At 70.5% G+C, this 17,738-nt stretch carries 15 protein-coding genes and 2 pseudogenes; 5 read left to right on the plus strand and 12 right to left on the minus strand.

The features are described from left to right. The 4 genes from ngcE to ACFWI8_RS15315 all read right to left on the minus strand — a co-directional run bounded on the left by ngcE (position 1) and on the right by ACFWI8_RS15315 (position 5,906). Positions 1 to 1,428 carry an N-acetylglucosamine/diacetylchitobiose ABC transporter substrate-binding protein gene (gene ngcE / locus ACFWI8_RS15300; protein ID WP_387090710.1) on the minus strand — a complete coding sequence of 476 codons (1,428 nt, stop codon included), beginning with the start codon at positions 1,426 to 1,428 and terminating at the stop codon, positions 1 to 3. Between the two features lie 266 nt (positions 1,429 to 1,694). Further along, positions 1,695 to 4,415 (minus strand): aconitate hydratase AcnA, encoded by a 2,721-nt coding sequence (gene acnA, locus ACFWI8_RS15305; protein WP_387090712.1) that lies wholly within the window; start codon positions 4,413 to 4,415, stop codon positions 1,695 to 1,697. Between the two features lie 161 nt (positions 4,416 to 4,576). Then, positions 4,577 to 4,957: a GntR family transcriptional regulator gene (locus tag ACFWI8_RS15310; RefSeq protein ID WP_387090715.1), complete on the minus strand. Its 381-nt coding sequence runs from the start codon at positions 4,955 to 4,957 to the stop codon at positions 4,577 to 4,579. Between the two features lies 1 nt (position 4,958). Beyond that, positions 4,959 to 5,906: a DUF1648 domain-containing protein gene (locus tag ACFWI8_RS15315; RefSeq protein ID WP_387090718.1), complete on the minus strand. Its 948-nt coding sequence runs from the start codon at positions 5,904 to 5,906 to the stop codon at positions 4,959 to 4,961. Between the two features lie 135 nt (positions 5,907 to 6,041). Between ACFWI8_RS15315 and ACFWI8_RS15320 the strand changes: the two genes are divergently transcribed. Next, a complete protein-coding gene (locus ACFWI8_RS15320) occupies positions 6,042 to 7,571 on the plus strand; it encodes a helix-turn-helix domain-containing protein (protein WP_387090720.1) in 1,530 nt (509 codons plus the stop codon). A gap of 693 nt (positions 7,572 to 8,264) precedes the next feature. Here ACFWI8_RS15320 and ACFWI8_RS15325 read toward each other — a convergent pair. After that, positions 8,265 to 8,508: pseudogene (locus tag ACFWI8_RS15325) on the minus strand (IS701 family transposase); the annotation flags it as partial. Between the two features lie 219 nt (positions 8,509 to 8,727). Further along, entirely contained in the window at positions 8,728 to 9,660 is a 933-nt protein-coding gene (locus ACFWI8_RS15330) for a LysR family transcriptional regulator (protein ID WP_387090723.1), read from the minus strand. A 157-nt stretch (positions 9,661 to 9,817) separates the two neighbouring features. On the opposite strand from ACFWI8_RS15330, the gene ACFWI8_RS15335 reads away from it, so the two are divergent. From ACFWI8_RS15335 to ACFWI8_RS15345, 3 genes are all read left to right on the plus strand, one after another. Next, complete coding sequence (locus tag ACFWI8_RS15335; RefSeq protein WP_387090726.1) at positions 9,818 to 10,123, plus strand: DUF1330 domain-containing protein; 306 nt, start codon at positions 9,818 to 9,820, stop codon at positions 10,121 to 10,123. 328 nt (positions 10,124 to 10,451) lie between these two features. Then, positions 10,452 to 11,291 carry a carboxylating nicotinate-nucleotide diphosphorylase gene (gene nadC / locus ACFWI8_RS15340; protein ID WP_387090889.1) on the plus strand — a complete coding sequence of 280 codons (840 nt, stop codon included), beginning with the start codon at positions 10,452 to 10,454 and terminating at the stop codon, positions 11,289 to 11,291. Further along, positions 11,291 to 12,136 carry a PhzF family phenazine biosynthesis protein gene (locus tag ACFWI8_RS15345; protein WP_387090729.1) on the plus strand — a complete coding sequence of 282 codons (846 nt, stop codon included), beginning with the start codon at positions 11,291 to 11,293 and terminating at the stop codon, positions 12,134 to 12,136. The genes nadC and ACFWI8_RS15345 overlap by 1 nt, the downstream gene beginning before the upstream one ends. A 976-nt stretch (positions 12,137 to 13,112) precedes the next feature. Here ACFWI8_RS15345 and ACFWI8_RS15350 read toward each other — a convergent pair. The 4 genes and pseudogenes from ACFWI8_RS15350 to ACFWI8_RS15365 all read right to left on the minus strand — a co-directional run bounded on the left by ACFWI8_RS15350 (position 13,113) and on the right by ACFWI8_RS15365 (position 15,101). Further along, positions 13,113 to 13,631, minus strand: a complete 519-nt coding sequence (locus tag ACFWI8_RS15350) for a hypothetical protein (RefSeq protein ID WP_387090899.1) — start codon at positions 13,629 to 13,631, stop codon at positions 13,113 to 13,115. 107 nt (positions 13,632 to 13,738) lie between these two features. Next, positions 13,739 to 14,005 (minus strand): annotated as a pseudogene (locus ACFWI8_RS15355) (MauE/DoxX family redox-associated membrane protein); the annotation flags it as partial. 15 nt (positions 14,006 to 14,020) lie between these two features. Beyond that, the gene (locus tag ACFWI8_RS15360; protein ID WP_387090732.1) at positions 14,021 to 14,659 is read right to left on the minus strand and encodes a cell wall protein; all 639 of its coding nucleotides are present in this window, start codon (positions 14,657 to 14,659) and stop codon (positions 14,021 to 14,023) included. A 16-nt stretch (positions 14,660 to 14,675) separates the two neighbouring features. Next, positions 14,676 to 15,101, minus strand: a complete 426-nt coding sequence (locus ACFWI8_RS15365; RefSeq protein ID WP_311603172.1) for a hypothetical protein — start codon at positions 15,099 to 15,101, stop codon at positions 14,676 to 14,678. 274 nt (positions 15,102 to 15,375) lie between these two features. On the opposite strand from ACFWI8_RS15365, the gene ACFWI8_RS15370 reads away from it, so the two are divergent. Further along, positions 15,376 to 15,639 carry a hypothetical protein gene (locus ACFWI8_RS15370; RefSeq protein WP_311603170.1) on the plus strand — a complete coding sequence of 88 codons (264 nt, stop codon included), beginning with the start codon at positions 15,376 to 15,378 and terminating at the stop codon, positions 15,637 to 15,639. Positions 15,640 to 15,658: 19 nt separating this feature from the next. Here ACFWI8_RS15370 and ACFWI8_RS15375 read toward each other — a convergent pair whose 3' ends face one another. Further along, a complete protein-coding gene (locus ACFWI8_RS15375; RefSeq protein ID WP_387090735.1) occupies positions 15,659 to 16,633 on the minus strand; it encodes a magnesium transporter CorA family protein in 975 nt (324 codons plus the stop codon). 57 nt (positions 16,634 to 16,690) lie between these two features. Further along, a complete protein-coding gene (locus ACFWI8_RS15380) occupies positions 16,691 to 17,548 on the minus strand; it encodes a GNAT family N-acetyltransferase (RefSeq protein WP_387090738.1) in 858 nt (285 codons plus the stop codon). Between the last annotated feature and the right edge of the window lie 190 nt (positions 17,549 to 17,738).

Here is a 17,738-nt window from a genome sequence, read left to right on the forward strand (position 1 = left end):
TCAGGTGTGCTGGAACTTCTGGATGGAGTCGTCCTGGGCCGTCGCGTCGGCCGCCCGCTGGCAGCGGTCGATCGCCTCGTCCGGCTCGATCTCGCCGGCCATCATGGCCGCGACGGCGCCGCCGATCTCCTCGTTGTTGAGCTGCCGGTACCAGTCGGGCAGCCGGGAGCTGACGAGGTTGTCGCCGGCGGCGTCCAGGATCTCGGAGGCGCTGGTGAGGCCGGGCGGCAGCGACATGCCCTCGGTGGCGCCGCGCACGACGGTGAGCGAGGAGACCAGCTCGGTGAAGTTCCGTGCCGACTCACGGCCGAGCATGATCCGCAGGAACTCCAGGCCGCCGGCGACGTTGTCGGCGGCGGCGGGCACGAAGAACGGCTCGCCCGGCGCGGCCCAGAGGGTGCCGAACGGCATGGCGTCGGAGGAGTCGAGGCCGGTGGGCGGGCCGACGGCCATGTCGAAGTCGTCGGGCGTGGTCGCCGCGGCCTCGTTCTCCACCCAGGAGCCGTTGGGGATGAACAGCGCGCGGCCCTGGGTCCACTCGGTCTGGGACTCCTCGTGGGTCATGCCGGGGCTGCCGCGCAGCACGTAGCCGCGGGCCGTCAGTTCGTAGTAGGCCTCGAAGGCGGTGCGGACGGCGTCGTGCCGCCAGGCGTTGGGCTCCAGGTTGTCGAGGGCCTGGAGGACCTCTATGCCGCCGATCTTGCCGATGAACGGGTAGAGGGTGAAGTTGAAGTAGTAGGGATAGACGCCCGGGTAGGTCCAGCCGGCGATGCCCTCGCGGCGGGCGGCCTCGCAGAGGGTCAGCATCTCGTCCCAGGTCTGCGGGTATTCGGCGCCGAGCCGCTCCAGGGCGGTGCGCGAGTACCACTGGCCGTAGACGTGCAGCGCGTAGTTGAGGCGGTAGACCGCCTCGGTGCCGAACTGGCCCATCTCGACGGTGCCGGGCATCAGGGTGTCCCGGACGGTGACGTTCGGGTCGTCGAGGGAGGGCGCGTCGAGCAGTTCGGTGAGGTCGTGCACCTGCTCGTTGCGGATCAGGGCGGCGATGTCCATCGCCTGGGCGCCGGAGTTGTCGATCACGTCCGGCGGATCGCCCTGCACCATGCGGGGTTGGAGCAGGGACTGGATCTCCTGGGTCTTGGTGTGGTCGACGGTGCCGAACCGCTGCTGGTAGAGCGCCTCCGCGTCGACGGCGTACTGGTCGCCGAAGCCGCCGTCGAAGATGACGACTTCGAGGTCGGCGTCGGCGCTGACGCCGAACGGGTTGTCGGCGGAGGTCTCCCCGCGTTCGGGACCGCCGTCGTCGCCGCCGCTGCCGCCGCCGCTGGCGCAGGAGGTGAGCACGCCCATCGCGGGAACGGCGAGCAGGCCCGCGGCGGCGGAGCCTCTGATCAGGGCACGGCGGTTGAGGAATGGACCGGAATGCATGTTCACGTCCTCGCCTTCGAGACGGATCAGACGGTGGAGGCCGCCCGGATCCCGACAGGTATAGTCCACTTGCCTCGGGCTTGGAAGATCGCGTACCTCGATCGCGTTGATGCTTTTCCGAGTTGAGATCTCCCGGACACACACGGACGCGGGCCGCCCTCCGCTGGAAACGGAGGGCGGCCCGCGCGTTTGGCACCGCTTTCTGAGCCTTTCTGGCGACCGATGTGCCTATGTCGGCCGATCTCTCGCCCGGCTCTTATGTGATCTTACTTGCGGATCAGGGAGCGCAGCACGTACTGCATGATTCCGCCGTTGCGGTAGTAGTCCGCCTCGCCGGGGGTGTCGATCCGCACCACGGCGTCGAATTCCACGCCGGTGTCGGTGCTGACCCTGACGGTCTCCGGGATCCCGCCGTCGTTGAGCGCGGTGACGCCTCGGAAGGCGAAGGTCTCCTCGCCGGTCAGGCCGAGCGAGTCGGCGCTCTGGCCGGCGGGGAACTGCAGCGGCAGCACGCCCATGCCGATCAGGTTGGAGCGGTGGATGCGCTCGTAGGACTCGGCGATCACGGCGCGCACGCCGAGCAGCGCGGTGCCCTTGGCCGCCCAGTCGCGGGAGGATCCTGAGCCGTACTCCTTGCCGGCGAGCACCACCAGCGGCACGCCCGCGGCCTCGTAGTTGCGGGAGGCGTCGTAGATGAAGGAGACCGGCCCGCCCTCCTGGGTGAAGTCGCGGGTGTAGCCGCCCTCGGTGCCGGGCGCGATCTGGTTGCGCAGCCGGATGTTGGCGAAGGTGCCGCGGATCATGACCTCGTGGTTGCCGCGCCGCGAGCCGTAGGAGTTGAAGTCGCGCCGGGCGACGCCGTGCTCGGTGAGGTACTGGCCGGCCGGGGTGTCGGCCTTGATGGCGCCGGCGGGCGAGATGTGGTCGGTGGTGACCGAGTCGCCCAGCTTCGCGAGCACCCGGGCGCCGCTGATGTCGGCGACCGGCTCCGGGTCCATGGTCATGCCCTCGAAGTACGGGGGCTTGCGGACGTAGGTGGACTCGGGGTCCCACTCGAAGGTCGAGCCGGTCGGGATCGACAGCGCGTTCCACTGGGCGTCGCCGGCGAAGACGTCGGAGTAGCTCTGGCCGAACATCTCCTGGCCGATGGCCGAGGCGACGACCTGCTCGATCTCCTGCTCGGAGGGCCAGACGTCGCGGAGGTAGACCGGCTTGCCGTCGGGGTCGAGGCCCAGCGGCTCGGTGGTGATGTCGATCTTCATCGAGCCGGCGATGGCGTAGGCGACGACCAGCGGCGGGGACGCCAGGTAGTTCATCTTGACGTCGGGGTTGATCCGGCCCTCGAAGTTGCGGTTGCCGGAGAGCACGGAGACCACGGCCAGGTCGTTGTCGTTGACGGCCTGGGAGATCTCCTCGGGCAGCGGGCCCGAGTTACCGATGCAGGTGGTGCAGCCGTAGCCGACGAGGTTGAAGCCGAGCTTGTCCAGGTAGGGGGTGAGGCCGGCACGGTCGTAGTAGTCCATGACGACCTTGGAGCCGGGCGCCAGGGTGGTCTTGACCCAGGGCTTGCGGGTCAGGCCGCGCTCCACCGCCTTCTTGGCCAGCAGCGCCGCGCCCACCATGACGGAGGGGTTGGAGGTGTTGGTGCAGGAGGTGATGGCGGCGACGGTGACGGCGCCGTGGTCGAGCTCGAAGGTGGTGCCGTCGGCGGCGGTGACGGTGACCGGCCTGCTGGGCGCGCTGTTGCTGACGGCCGGCGCGTCGGAGGCGGGGAAGGACTCCTTGCCGGCCTCGTCGATGTCGGTCGCGGGCACGTAGGCGCGCACGTCGTCGCTGAACTTCGCCTTGGCGTCGGCGAGCGCGATCCGGTCCTGGGGGCGCTTCGGGCCGGCGATGGACGGCACGACGGTGGCGAGGTCGAGCTCCAGGTACTCGGAGAAGTCGGGCTCGGCCGCCGGGTCGAGCCAGAGGCCCTGCTCCTTGGCATACGCCTCGACGAGCGCGAGCTGCTGGGCGTCGCGGCCGGTCAGCCTGAGGTAGCTGATGGTCTCGGCGTCGATCGGGAAGATGGCGGCGGTGGAGCCGAACTCCGGCGACATGTTGCCGATGGTGGCGCGGTTGGCCAGCGGGATCGAGGACACGCCCTCGCCGTAGAACTCGACGAACTTGCCGACCACGCCGTGCTTGCGCAGCATCTCGGTGATGGTGAGCACCAGGTCGGTGGCGGTGGTGCCGGTGGGCAGCTCGCCGGTGAGCTTGAAGCCGACGACCCGCGGGATCAGCATGGAGACCGGCTGGCCGAGCATGGCGGCCTCGGCCTCGATACCGCCGACGCCCCAGCCGAGCACGCCGAGGCCGTTGACCATGGTGGTGTGGGAGTCGGTGCCGACCAGGGTGTCGGGGTACGCCTGGCCACCTCGGACCATGACGGTGCGGGCCAGGTGCTCGATGTTGACCTGGTGGACGATGCCGGTGCCGGGCGGGACGACCTTGAACTCGTCGAAGGCGGTCTGGCCCCAGCGCAGGAACTGGTAGCGCTCGCGGTTGCGGCCGTACTCGAGCTCGACGTTCTGCTGGAAGGCGTTGGGCGTGCCGAACTTGTCGGCGATGACGGAGTGGTCGATGACCAACTCGGCCGGGGCGAGCGGGTTGATGCGCGCCGGGTCGCCGCCCAGGTCCCGCACGGCCTCGCGCATGGTGGCGAGGTCGACCACGCAGGGCACGCCGGTGAAGTCCTGCATGATCACCCGGGCGGGGGTGAACTGGATCTCCTGGCTGGGCTGCGCGGAGGCGTCCCACTCGCCGAGGGCGCGGATGTGGTCCGCGGTGATGTTGGCCCCGTCCTCGGTGCGGAGCAGGTTCTCGAGCAGCACCTTGAGGCTGTACGGCAGCCGGGCCGAGCCCGCCACCTTGTCCAGCCGGAAGATCTCGTACGACTCGTCGCCCACCCGCAACGTACCGCGGGCGTCGAAGCTGTTCGCCGACACGACTGTCTCCTTCAACACAGGTATTCGCGCGTTCTGCCGCAATGCTGCCGTTCGCGTCCCGACGAGGCTTGGTAAGGTGACCCTAAGTAAGCCGCCGAGCGGGCGGTCGACACGTACTGCGCCGTGACCAGATATCTCGATGTCGAGATAACTCTAGTACATCACCGCGCGAAGGGCGCAGCGGGCGCCGTCGCGGCGGCCAGACCCGCCCGGACAAGGGCCAGGAACTCCTCGTCCGTCAGGCCCAGCTCGCGGGCCTGGGCGACCGCCGCCTGGATCCGCTCGGAGAGCCGGGCGGCGCCCGGCGCGGCGGTGACCACCGCGCCCCGGCCGCGCCGCAGCTCGATCAGACCCTCGTCGCGCAGCCTTTGGTAACCGCGCAGCACCGTGTGCACGTTGACGCCGAGCGAGGCGGCGACCTCGCGGGCCGGCGGCAGCCGCTCCCCCGGACTCGCCGCACCCTCGGCGATGGCGCCGCGCACGCAGGCGGCTATCTGCTCGCCCAGCGGCACGGGCGATCCCGGAACCACCCGGAACAACATCTCAGTCGCGCTCCCGTGACCGACGCTCGACGAGCCCATTGAGGAGGGCGGCGGCGGTGACCGAGTCGTCGACGGTGACGACGAACTCGCGCCCGCCGCTCAGCCGCGCCGACAGCGCCTCTCCCGAACGCAGCACGACCCCGCGCCTCCCCGGGCGTATGCGATAGCCCCAACCGCCGAAGTCTCCCACGGCGTCGACCCGCACGCTGGCGGCGCCCGCGACGGCCCGCAGCGGGACGACGATCCTGGGCCGCGGCAGCAGCACGGAACGGACGGCGATCCCCCGGCGGTCGACCGTGACCCGCACACCGGCGAACGCGGCGCACAGCAGGGCGACGGCGAGCGCCACGAGCCCTGCCGGAAGGGAAGCGAAGAGCGCGACGAGCACCCCGACGCCGAGCCCGAGGCCCGCCGCCGCGAGCAGCGCGCCGGAGGCGGCCGTCCGGCTCCAGGCCGCGGCCTCGCCGTCGGCCAGCGACAGGGCGGCGACCGGCCGCTCGGTGGCCCGCCCCGGGTCGGCCCCGGCCGCCCACCAGGCGAGCCACCCGACCACCGCCGCCGCTGGCAGCAGCACCGCCAGGTGCCACATCGGCAGCCGCGCCTCGGCGGGGTCACCGAGGTCCGAGTTGACCAGCACGGTCGCGATCAGCGGATACCCCAGGGTGACGGCGAGGCCGGCGCCGAGCGCCGTGGTCAGGCGCCGCCCCGCCGCCCCGCCGGGGCGGAGCAGCGACAGCGTGAACAGCAGCCCGAGCCCGAGCAGCAGGCCGCCGCCGAACCAGAGCGCGGTCGCCCGGCCCATGAAGTCGTCGGCCTCGCCGCCCCCGCCGAAGTGGGTGGCGATCCGCTCGGGCAGCCGGTCGTACCGCGCCAGGAAGATGCCGACGTATCCCGCGGTCGCCGTGCCGAACGGCACCGCGACCAGGGCGACTCGACGTGCGGTGGTCATGAGGGTCCCCTCCCCGTAGCCTCGGAGTTGTTCGCATTCCATGCGAACAAGTGGAGCTTACCCGTTCGAACGGCGACTCACTCGAACGGCCCACCCTGGCGAGCGACATCTCATATGTGAGATACGCTCGTGCGTATGATCGACGACTACCTCGCCCGGATCGGACAGCTCATCCGGGACGCACGTCAGCATCGCGGCTGGACACAACTCCAGCTCGCGGAGGCGCTCGGTACCAGTCAGAGCGCGGTCAACCGCATCGAGCGCGGGAACCAGAACATCAGCCTTGAGATGATCGCCCGCATCGGTGAGGCCCTGGACAGTGAGATCGTCTCGCTCGGTTATGCGGGCCCGATGCATCTCCGGGTGGTCGGCGGGCGCCGGTTGAGCGGCGCCATCGACGTCAAGACGAGCAAGAACGCGTGCGTCGCCCTGCTCTGCGCCAGCCTGCTCAACTCGGGCCGCACCGTGCTGCGCCGGGTGGCCAGGATCGAGGAGGTCTTCCGGATCCTGGAGGTGCTCAACTCGATCGGGGTGCGCACCCGTTGGATCAACGAGGGCGCCGACCTGGAGATCGTGCCGCCGGCCGAGCTCGACCTCGACGCCATCGACAAGGAGGCCGCGCTCCGCACCCGCAGCATCATCATGTTCCTCGGCCCGCTGCTGCACCGCATGGACCGCTTCAGGATCCCCTACGCGGGCGGCTGCGACCTGGGCACCCGCACCGTCGAGCCGCACATGATGGCGCTGCGCCGGTTCGGCCTCGAGGTCACCGCCACCGAGGGCATGTACCACGCCACCGTCACCCAGGGCGTCTCACCCGAGCGGCCGATCGTGCTGACCGAGCGCGGCGACACCGTCACGGAGAACGCGCTGCTGGCCGCCGCCCGGCACGACGGGGTCACCGTCATCCGCAACGCCTCGTCCAACTACATGGTCCAGGACCTGTGCTTCTTCCTGGAGCAGCTGGGGGTGCGGATCGAGGGCGTGGGCACCACCACGCTCACCGTGCACGGCGTTCCGGAGATCGACCGGGACGTGGACTACTCGCCCTCCGAGGACCCGGTCGAGGCGATGAGCCTGATCGCGGCGGCCGTCGTCACCGAGTCCGAGCTGACGATCCGTCGGGTGCCGCTGGAGTTCCTGGAGATCGAGCTCGCGGTGCTCGAGGGCATGGGTCTTGACCACGACCTGGGCGCCGAGTACCGGGCGGACAACGGCCGCACCCGGCTGGCCGACCTGACCGTGCGGCCCTCCAAGCTGGAGGCGCCGATCGACAAGATCCACCCGATGCCGTTCCCCGGCCTCAACATCGACAACGCGCCGTTCTTCGCCGCGATCGCGGCCACGGCGCACGGCTCGACGCTGATCCACGACTGGGTCTACGACAACCGTGCCATCTACCTCACCGACCTCAACCGGCTCGGCGGCCGGCTCCAGTTGCTCGACCCGCACCGGGTGCTGGTGGAGGGTCCGACGCGGTGGCGGGCGGCCGAGATGATGTGCCCGCCGGCACTGCGGCCCGCCGTGGTGGTGCTGCTGGCGATGATGGCCGCCGAGGGCACCTCGGTGCTGCGCAACGTCTACGTGATCAACCGTGGTTACGAGGACCTGGCCGAGCGGCTGAACTCGGTGGGCGCGCAGATCGAGACCTTCCGCGACATCTGACAGAGCCCCTTCGACGCACCCACGCCGGCCTGCGGAAACGCGGGACCGGTGGGGGTGCGTCGCTGCCTGTGGGAGTGCTCTGGGAGTTTCCGCCGCACCCGGGCCGTTCAGGTCACGGCCGAAGACCGCATCGATGGCGGCCGCTCCCCGTGCCCCCGCGCGAGGCAGGAAGTGCGCATACACACGGAGCGTAAACCCCGGGTCGGCGTGGCCGAGCCACTGGGCCAGAGACACGATCGACTCGCCGGCTTCCAGTTGCTCGGACGCGTAGAAGTGTCGCAGGGCGTGAAATCCGTGCTCGGAGGACGGTTCCCAGACGCGAGGACCGCCCCGGACGTCCTGCTTCAGGGGCGCGATCACACCGGACTCGGCCAGGGCGGGCTTCCAGACGTGCGGGTTGAAGTAGTTCCGGTTGATCGCCCGTCGCTCCCGGCCGGTCACCAGGAGTGCGTACGACCTGGGCCGCCGGCGCTTGGCCTCCACCGCCGTCTTGGGAGGACTGGGGTCCTCCCGAGGCAGTGTGACGCGTACCGGCACGAATGCCTCCATGTGCCGCCGGAGGGCATCGGCCACGCTCGGCGGCAGAGGCACATCGCGGACCTTGCGCCCCCTTCGGCGGGGCAAAGCACAGCTTCGCCCGCACCACTTCGACCTGGCGCCGAACGTCGATGTCCTCCGGGCTGAGCACTGGGATGCGGCTTGCCGTCGGCAGTGACTGGTGCGTGATGGTGCCTGGCGGCGGCGCCAGTCGAACCAGCCAAGCCGGTGGGCGGCGTCGCGGACGGGCCGGACGACGAGCGCGATGAACAGGCGGCAGGTCTCGTTGCACGACGGCGAGGAAGGCGTGGGCCAGCATCGCGAGGGTGACCCAGCGGGCCCACGAGGGGTAGCGGCGGACCCGGTGCTCATCCAGCCCGGCCAGTCCCTTCTCGGATCGAAGCGCGGTATCCGCCGATATCTCGGGCTGGGCGAGGACGTCGCCGCGATGTACAACTCGGACCGGACCCGGGGCCCTCATCGGATGCTGATCCGCCGGCATGGCGAGGTCGTGTTGGACATTCAGCAAGACCGTCGTCGTCATCACCGCGAAGTCCGCCGGGCGCAAGGTCTTCGGCCTCGCCACCGCAGGCGTCCGTCTCGCTTGACCTCTTGGGCGTCAGTCCGGCAGCCAGTGCAGCTCGTGCGCCAGGGTTTTGGCGACGGCACGGATGCGGCGGTGTAGCGGCGACTGCTCGCGTGGAAGGACCAGGTGGATCGTCAGGCTAGGCGCGCCCCGCAGTGGTCGCCAGGTGAGACCGGCCGGTTGTGCCGTGGCCGCGGCTTCTCCGGCCGGGGCGAGGGTGAGCCCGTCGCGCAGGTCGCGCTGGGACATGTCGAAAGAGACTGCGGGCGTGTGGAATCGGGGGTGTGATCGGGTGTCTCGGAACAGCGCGGACAGCTGATCGTGGATCACGGGGTTGGCCGCACGGTCCGGGAGTCGCAGCGGATACGCGGCCGCGTCGGCGATCTCGATCTCCGGGTGTTCGGCCAGCGGATGGTGCCGCGCTAGTTGGACCCCGACGCGCATACGCCGCAGCAGGAACCGGCGCACGCCACGGCCCGGCTGTTCACCGCGGGTGATCCCGGCATCGATGCGGCCGTCGGCGACCGCGGGGGAGATCTCCGGTGTCGCCATCGGGACCGCGCCGACCTCGAGTCCGCTGTTGCCGCGAATCAGTCTGTCCACGAGGGCCGGTGCCGTCTCGGCCCCGGCGCTGAGGCTGTAGCCGATGCGCAGCGTGCCCAGTTCACCGGCTGCCGCGCTCCGGGCGGTGTCCCATGCCCGGTCCAGCGCCGCCAGCGCGGGCGGCGCGGACTCCGCCAAAGCCGCACCTGCCGTGGTCAATACGACGCTACGCGTGTTGCGGACCAGTAGGGCCGTACCGAGTTCCGCCTCCAGTCGGCGCATCCGGGCGCTGAGCGCGGGCTGTGCGATACCGATCCGTGCGGCCGCGCGGGTGAAGTTCAACTCCTGCGCCAGCACCAGAAAGTACCGCAGGCTCGCCGTATCCGGCGCCACGTGCCCCCCTGCCGATTGATAACGATCCATTCTGAGTCTAGCCCGTACCGGTCTTTCCCTCGACCGCGCATCGAGCCCTAACCTGCGCATATGACGATTCCGCTGACCGCAGTACCCGTCGTCGGGGTCGATCGATCTGAGTGTCAATTCGAAGTCGGACGTGTCCGGCCCAACACAGGAGGTTTCCATGGCTAAGGGCTACTGGGTAAGTGTCTACCCCGCCATTTCCGACAATGAGGAGCTGACTGCCTACGACAAGCTGGCCGGTCCGGCTGTCCAGGCTGGGGGCGGGCGCGTCCTGTCCCGGATCCCGTCCCGTGGCGGTCGAGTCGTCGCCCACGAGGCCGGAATCACGCAACGCGTCGTTCTGATCGAGTTCGACAGCTTTGAACAGGCCGTCGCGGCATACGAGAGCGAGGCATACCAGAAAGCGCTGCTGGCCCTCCCCGACGGCTTCGAGCGCGACTTCCGCATCATCGAAGGCATCGACTGACCGAGGTCCAGTCGGATCTTCGGTGAAGGCTCACAGAGCTCCAAGAGGCTCGACTCGCCGAGGTGCTGTGCAACGGCAGCCACACCCTCACCCCGCTCGGCCACGACGCCCGCGACGCCCTGCGTTCGGTCACCGAGTGGTCGCAGCGGTGGGCTGCCGAGCTTGCCGACGCCCCGCCCACTGCCGCCGAGGGTGCCAGCGCAACCGGTTCTGACAGCGGTCCCCGCGCGGGACACCTCAGATTTCCGGCCCGTAACCACAGGACTGGAGACCACGGACCATGACAGAGTTCCCCTCACAGGCGGCGTGAACCGCCGTCGCCGCTGCCCTGGCCGAGGATGAGTCGGGCCAGGACATCACCACTGCGTGGAGCGTTCCCGAAGGCCTGGCGGCCGTGGCCGAGATCCACGCCCGGCAATGCGGCATCGCCAGCGGTCTCCCCGTGGTCGCCGAGGTCTTCGCCCAGGTCGACCCCGAGGTCACAGTGGAAGCACTCGTCCCCGACGGCGCCCGGCTGACCGGCGACGATGTCCTGGTGCGCCTGTCCGGCTCGGCACGCAGCCTGATCACCGGGGAGCGTACGGCGCTGAACTTCCTGCAGCGCATGTGCGGCATCGCGACGCTCACCGACCGCTACGTCCAGGCCGTGGCCGGGACCGAGGCGCGCATCCTGGACACCCGCAAGACGGCGCCGGGCCTGCGCGCCCTGGACAAGTACGCGGTGACCGACGGTGGCGGCCGCAACCACCGGCTCAACCTCGCGGCGATGGTCCTGCTCAAGGAGAACCACATCGCCGCGGCAGGCGGCGTGACCACCGCGATCGACGCGGTCCGGCGCGGGATGGCGCGCACCGGGCAGAAGGTGGAGACCGATGTCGAGGTGCAGACCGTGGCGCAGGCCGTTGAGGCCCTCGATGCCGGGGCCCGCTGGATCATGCTCGACAACATGCCGGTGGCCGACATCGAAAGGGTCGTGAAAATCCGGGCCGAGCGTGCCGACACCTCCCGGATCCTGCTGGAGGCCTCGGGCACCGTCCGTCTGGAAAGCGTCCGCGCCATCGCCGAGACGGGAGTCGACCTCATCTCTGTCGGCGCGTTGACGCACAGCGCGCCCGCGCTGGACCTGACGATGCTGCTGACGACCGCCCCGGTGCCTTGCCCGAGGTAGTGGTCATTGACGCGTGTCAGCGGCAGGGCCGGGGCGGCAGCCCGACCGCTGTTCTCGACGAAGCATCGTTCACCGACGAGGAGCGATGCCGCGTTCCCGGGGAACTGGGCACTTCGCACGCCGTCTTCATCCGTGCCACCGGAGTTGAGCGCGGCCGTCCCTCGTATTCGCTCCGGTTCTTCACCGCCGAAGGCGAACTGCCTGCCTGCGGCCACGGCACCGTCGCGGCCCTGGCGCTGCTCGCCGTACGCGAAGGCGGCAGCGACCACCGCGCCGTGCTGTGTACGACGAGCCGCAGCTTCGAAGGCTGGGCCATCCGAAACCGCGACAGCGTGACAGCGTCGTTCGACCCGGGCCCGGTGAACCTGCGCGTCGCCCAGGCACCCGAGCTAAGGGCGGTCACAGCCGGCCTCGGCCTGGCTGACGAAGCCGTCGTCGGCAACGCCCGCGTGGCCTCGAATGGGCGGCCGAGGCTTCTCCTGCCAGTCCGATCGCGCGCCGCGTTGGCCGACCTCTCCCCAGACTTCGCCCTGCTACGTGCCGCCTGCGACCACTACGGCATGTTGGGCTGCTACGCCTACTCGATCCCGGACCGGCACGGCCCGGCAGCCGCTCGGATGTTCGCCCCGTCGATCGGCGTCCCCGAGGACATCGCCAACGCCAACAGCACAACCTGCCTGGCCGCCCACCTGCTCGACACGACAGGGGCACAGACGGTCGCGATCGAGGTGGAGCAGGGCGACACCCTCGGTCGACCGGCCAGCGTTCTCGCTTCGGCCCGACGCGGGCCGGCGGGCATCACGAACTGGGTCGGCGGGGTAGCGGTAGTCCGCGACGGACACTGAGGCGATGACTGGACCGTCCTCTTCCGCGATCCGCGCACACGGCTGGGGCTGCCCTCCGCGGTCAAGCGTTGGCAGCCTGTGGCGGCCGCAGCCCCGACCGACGCACCGAGCCAGGGCCGGTCGAGACGATGACCGGCTCGCCGGGAGGAAAGGCGGCGGCCCGAACAAGAACAAAATGGAGACCACAAGTAGGTACGAGTCGCACCAGTACGACGTGATCGGCCATCAACCCCGCGCCCCCGACACAGATGTCGCCAGACCTGGTCGAGCGCTTCGAGGACGGACGCTGATGTACGAGGTCCGCGACTCTCACACATGAGTAGTTCTGAGAGACCGGAGCCCCCCGCCGGACATGTCCGGTTTACCCCTGATCTCGTTCTCATGGCCTCTCGCAAAACAGCTTTCGCACAATGCCTGTCGCCATAGGTCCTCCAAGTTCCTCCCGACTGAGTCGGAAATACCACGAAGTGCCTCACAGCGCACACCTGACGTGCCAGTTGTCCGGGCATCCGGCTCTCCACAAGCCCTCTCAGGCGATCGCGGTGCTTGCCACCGACCGTCGACAGGGCGGGATCGTTGACATCGCACGCAAGAGGTCAACTCCCTCGTGGGAGGGTGTTTTCCGGGCTGTCGGCGCTCATGATCGAGGCTGTTGCGGTGCAGCGGACACCGGCGCTTTGCCCCTGCCGTCGAGGCCACGCTCGGCATCCCCCAAGCCGATCGAGGAGCAACGCCTGGGATACACGGGGAGTCACCTCCTCCCGGGACGCGAGGCCGAGCGATCACAGCTCAAGAGGGCGGCCGGGCCGTGGGAGTTCTCTGGGGCTTTCGGCCGCATCAGACCTGAAGGGCATACGCACACGCCAACGGCCCATCGACGCTCACGTCGCAGGTCAGAAGACCGCGTGGTCTCTTCCGCGACATCTGAGCCGGCAGGGACCGACGCGGTCGGGCCCGGTCGGGCCCGACCGCCCCGTCACCGGCCGAGGAGTTCGGCGGTGAGTACCCGTTCCGTCTCCTGGTCCACCACGCTGACCCGGATCGCCTGGCCGAGCGGCCGGTCGAGGTCGGCCGTGGCGTCCAGGGCGAAGACGACCGAGACCGGGCGCTCGCAGTCACAGCCGGCGTCGTGGCGGGCGCCGGCGTAGTGCAGGATCCGCCAGCCGTCTTCCTCCCAGTGTTCGAGCAGTCCTGACCTGATCAGCGGTACGGCCGTCTCCCAGGCCCGCGAGCGCTCAAGCAGCTCGACGGAGGCCGCCACCGGCACCGGGCCTCCGTCACCGCCCGCGGTCGCGGTCGCCGCGAGCGGGTTGCCGAACATCCGCAGCCGCAGCCGGGCGAGCACCGGCCGCCAGCCGCGCCCGGGACCGGTCGAGAGCCAGCCGAGGGCGACGGCCCCGAACGCGAGGAACACCGCGGCGGCCCACGGGCGTTCGGCGACCGCCGTCCACCACCGGGTGTCCGCCGAGGCGGCGCCGACGCCGCCCAGCGCCACGGCGCCGGCCCTGGCGAAGGAGTGCCAGGAGATGGCGCCTGGTCGGTGGCCGCGCAGCCGCAGGACGACTCCGGCGCCACCCGCTTCGCCAGCGCCAGGTAACCGACGAAGCCAGCGCCCAGCAGGGCGGTGCCGACGCCCGGCAGCGGGTGCGTGGGCGCGAGGAGCAGCCCGGCCGCGAGCGCGACCTCGGCGGCGCCGGTGGCCCGCAGCACGGCGGTCGCCCGGCGCGGGCCACGGACCAGTCGGGGCAGGGCGGTTCCGGCCGCCTGGGCCGGCAGCCGGCGGCTGGACAGCTTGGCCGCGCCGGTCCAGGCGAGCAGGGCGCCGAGCAGCGGCGCGCACAGCGCGGCCGCGAGGGAACTCAGGGGCATGACCCGTTCCTTCCCTCAGTGGCCGACGGTGACGCGGACCACGTCGACCGAGCCGTCGCTCGGCCGCCAGGCGCCGAGCACCTGGGCCGGCTGCCCGATGCGCAGCCTCGTCAGGTCGGCGGTGAGCGCGCCGCCCGCGTAGGAGGCGGCGGTCTCGGGGACGACCCGGCCGACGAGTTCGTGGTCGTGGTGGCTGAGGTGGATCCGGTCTTTCGTCAGGCCACGAATCTCGGTGTAGAGGTTGACGATGTTGACCCAGACGGCGTCGGCGGCGATCGAGCCGTCGGGCATGCGCACGCCACGCGCGTAGAGACCGTCGCCGACCTCGATGGCGTCCACGACAGTGGGGCGCACCTTCCAGACGCTGGTGGCGTTGGTGAGCTGGATCCGGTGCGTCTCGCCGAGCGATCCCGCGACGTGCAGCATGCCACCGCGGATGGCGCCGATCCGGCCCTCGGCGAAGACGCCGGTGACCGCCGGATCGAGCGAGGGGCCCGGCGCGGCGAAGGCCGCGTCGGCGTCGAGCGCGCCGAGCGCCGAGGCGCCCACGATGGTGGCGCCGCCGATCGCCGCGGAGCCGAGGAAGCCGCGCCGGCCGAGTCGGCGGGGCGAGGGGGTGCCGTGCGATGACGTGCCGCGTGGTGACGATGACATCGGGCGTCCCTTCTCCCTACTCGGTGATGACGACGGGCAGCACGCCCGAGCTGAGGCTGCCGATGGCCGAGAACGCGGCCGGGGTGAGGTCGAGGACCCGGTTGATCCGGCAGGTGCCGCCGCAGCACACCTGCTCGCCGCAGAAGCTGCGGGTGCGAGGGCCGCAGTCGGTGATGGTGATGCAGACGGTGGCGCCGGTGCACTGGTGTCTGACGTTCATCACGGAGCCGCAGCCGCGGCGCGCGATGCCGCTCTCGCCGCACAGGTCGGGTCGGGTGATGTCCCAGCACGCCTGGGAGGCGTTGGGCCAGGCGCCCTGGTTGCCGCTGGACTGACAGTTGCCGCAGGCGCCGCCGCCGGCGGAACCGCAGGGGCCCCAGGAGGCGCCGCAACAGAACCAGGTGGTCTCTCCGGCCCAGAGAGCGGTGCTCGAACAGGCCATGGGTGGACTCCCTTCGGGGAACACTGACTGATGACTCGTACATGACATTGAGCGATCGAGCGAGACCATCCTCGCTGATATGACATGGACACGCCAGTGGGCGAATATTCGTCTCCCTTCCCACGCATGACAGGAAGTTGCCAGGGAAGGACACGAGGCGATCACCTTCTCTTGCCAGTTCGCTCATCTTCGACAGACGGCATGAGACGGCCCAATCCGGGGGACAGTGATCGCAGAACCGGTCAACACCCCGGCTGTGCAGAGGAGTTCCGTCATGGACCAGGCGCTGGACAACAGGCTGGACAGCAGGACCTCGCGGCGGACGCTGGTGCTCTTCACCACCACACTGGTGCTCGCCGTGCTCGCCTCGCCCCTCTTCGCCATCTACGAGCTGTTCATCGGCGCGCTCGGCCTGGTGGCCACCGGCCTTGTCGCCCGCCTCAGGGACGGCACCGGCACGATGACGGCCACCGTCGTCTTCGCCGGCGTGCTGGCCGGCAGCCTGCCCTACCTGGCCGCCGCGCCCTTCGTCTCCTGACCCGCCGGTATCGCCCGGATCACAGCCAGTCCTGCCGTCTGAAGGCGAAGAACAACAGGACGGTGGCGACCACGATGAGGGCGGAGGAGGACAGCAGTCCGACGTGGTCGCCGAAGCCGGGGAACGGCAGGTTCTGGCCGTAGAAGCCGGTGATGGCGGTGGGCACGGCGATGATCGCCGCCCAGCTCGTCACCTGCTTCATGATCTCGTTCATCCGGTTGGCCTGGATGGACAGGTTGGTCTCCATCACGGAGCCGACCAGGTCCCTGAGCGACTCGGTCCACTCGGTGGCCCGCAGCACGTGGTCGTAGACGTCCTGGTAGTAGGGGACCAACGGTTCCGAGACGACGTGCAGGGTGGGGCGCATCAGCGTGTTCACCACCTCGCGCATGGGCAGCACCACGCGGCGGAACTCGACGAGCGACTTCCGTAGCTCGTAGGCGCGCCGCTGGACCTGCCGCACCACCGTGGCCCCCTCGGCGAAGAGCTGGTCCTCCAGGTCCTCGATGCTGTCGTCGAGCCGCTGGACGGCGACGAAGTAGCCGTCGACCAGATGGTCGAGCAGGCCGTGGAGCAGGAATCCGACGCCCTGCGCCGTGAGTTCCGGGGCGTCGTCCCAGCGGGACAGCACGTCGTCGATGTGGATGCCGTCGTCCTTGCGGACGGTGATGAGGGCCTGGGGGGTGACGAAGACGGCCAGCTCGCTCATCACCAGCTCGCCGCTCCGCTGGTCCATGGTGACGCCGTAGGCGCTCAGGAACTCGTGCGCCCGGTACCGGTCGATCTTCGGCCGCTGCCCCTCCTTGCCGGCGTCCTCCAGGGCCAGCTCGTGGATGCCGAACTCGCGCCCGACCCGGTCGAGCACCTCCGGCTCCGGCCGGTAGAGGTCCAGCCAGACCACCGAGCCGGCCTCGGCCAGGTACTCGGGGATGTCACCTACCGGGAAGTCCTCCCGCACCAGGGAGCCACCGCGGTAGAGCCGGGTGCGTGCCATGGCCCGACTGTAGGGGTTGCCCGGCGCCGACCGCGGTAACCACGGCGCCGGGTCGCGCTACAGCGCCAGGGTGACCCGGTCGAGCACGGGGCGGTAGCCGATGCGCTGGTAGATGGCGTTGCTGGTGGGGTTGGCGAGGTCGGTGAAGAGCACCACCTCCCGGGCCCCGGCCTGCCGGGCGCGCCCGCTGACCGCGGCGGTCAGCACCGAGGCGTAGCCGCGGCCGCGGTGCGCCGGCGGGGTGTAGACGTTGGCGACCCTGGCCTGGCCGGCGACCAGCCGGGTGAGCTGCGCCATGGCGACGGGCGTGCCGTCCGCCTCCTCCCAGACCTCGATGCCCCGGTGCGAGAGCCGGTCGTCGACGAGCGCGACGACCGCCCGGTCGCCGGGGACGTCGTCGCCGACGTCGCGCAGGAAGCCGCGGGTCCAGTCGATCAGCAGCGCCCGGTCGGCCGCGGTTGCGGTCCGGCTCCGGCCGGCCGGCGGCGCCTGCGGCGGGCTCAACTCGGCCAGCCGGTACAGCCGGGTCTCGTGACGGACGGTGGGCCGCCGACCGGCGTGCGACTGCCAGGCCCGCGCGAACGCCTCGTCCTCCGGGCGCGGCAGGAACACCTCGGTCGGCGCCGCGTCGCCCTCCACCGCCAGCAGTGCGGCCAGCGCCTCGACCGCCTCGTCGGGCGCCCGGCTGACGTTGACCGGCCACGGCGGCGTCCGCAACCACACCGCCGCCACCTCCCCCGCGCCGTCCCGCCACCACCCGAACCGGGGCGGCAGGTCCCCGTACATGTCGAGCCCGGCGGCCCGGAGGGTGTCGGTGACGGTCAGGAACACGGTGTTCTCGGCGGGCCTGGCGTGCAGGAAGGGGCCGGCCGTGCCGAGAAAGGCGTCGAGGTCTTCGGTGAGCGTCCAGGTCATGCGGCCATCCTGACGGCGACCGTGCCGGACGCGTACCGATTATCTGTCAACGAGGCGCGGGGCTGGGTGCTCGTTCGGGTAAGAAATGTCGGCGCGCGGGGCGAGACGGGAGCGACTCGGCGTAAGCAGGTGACGAGCACGCGACGCGACGGACCGCTCATGTGGGAGGAACCATCAGCGATCAGACAGC

Origin of the sequence: Streptomyces sp. NPDC127098 (assembly GCF_042722465.1) — a bacterium.
Taxonomy (GTDB): Bacteria; Actinomycetota; Actinomycetes; order Streptomycetales; family Streptomycetaceae; genus Streptomyces; species Streptomyces millisiae.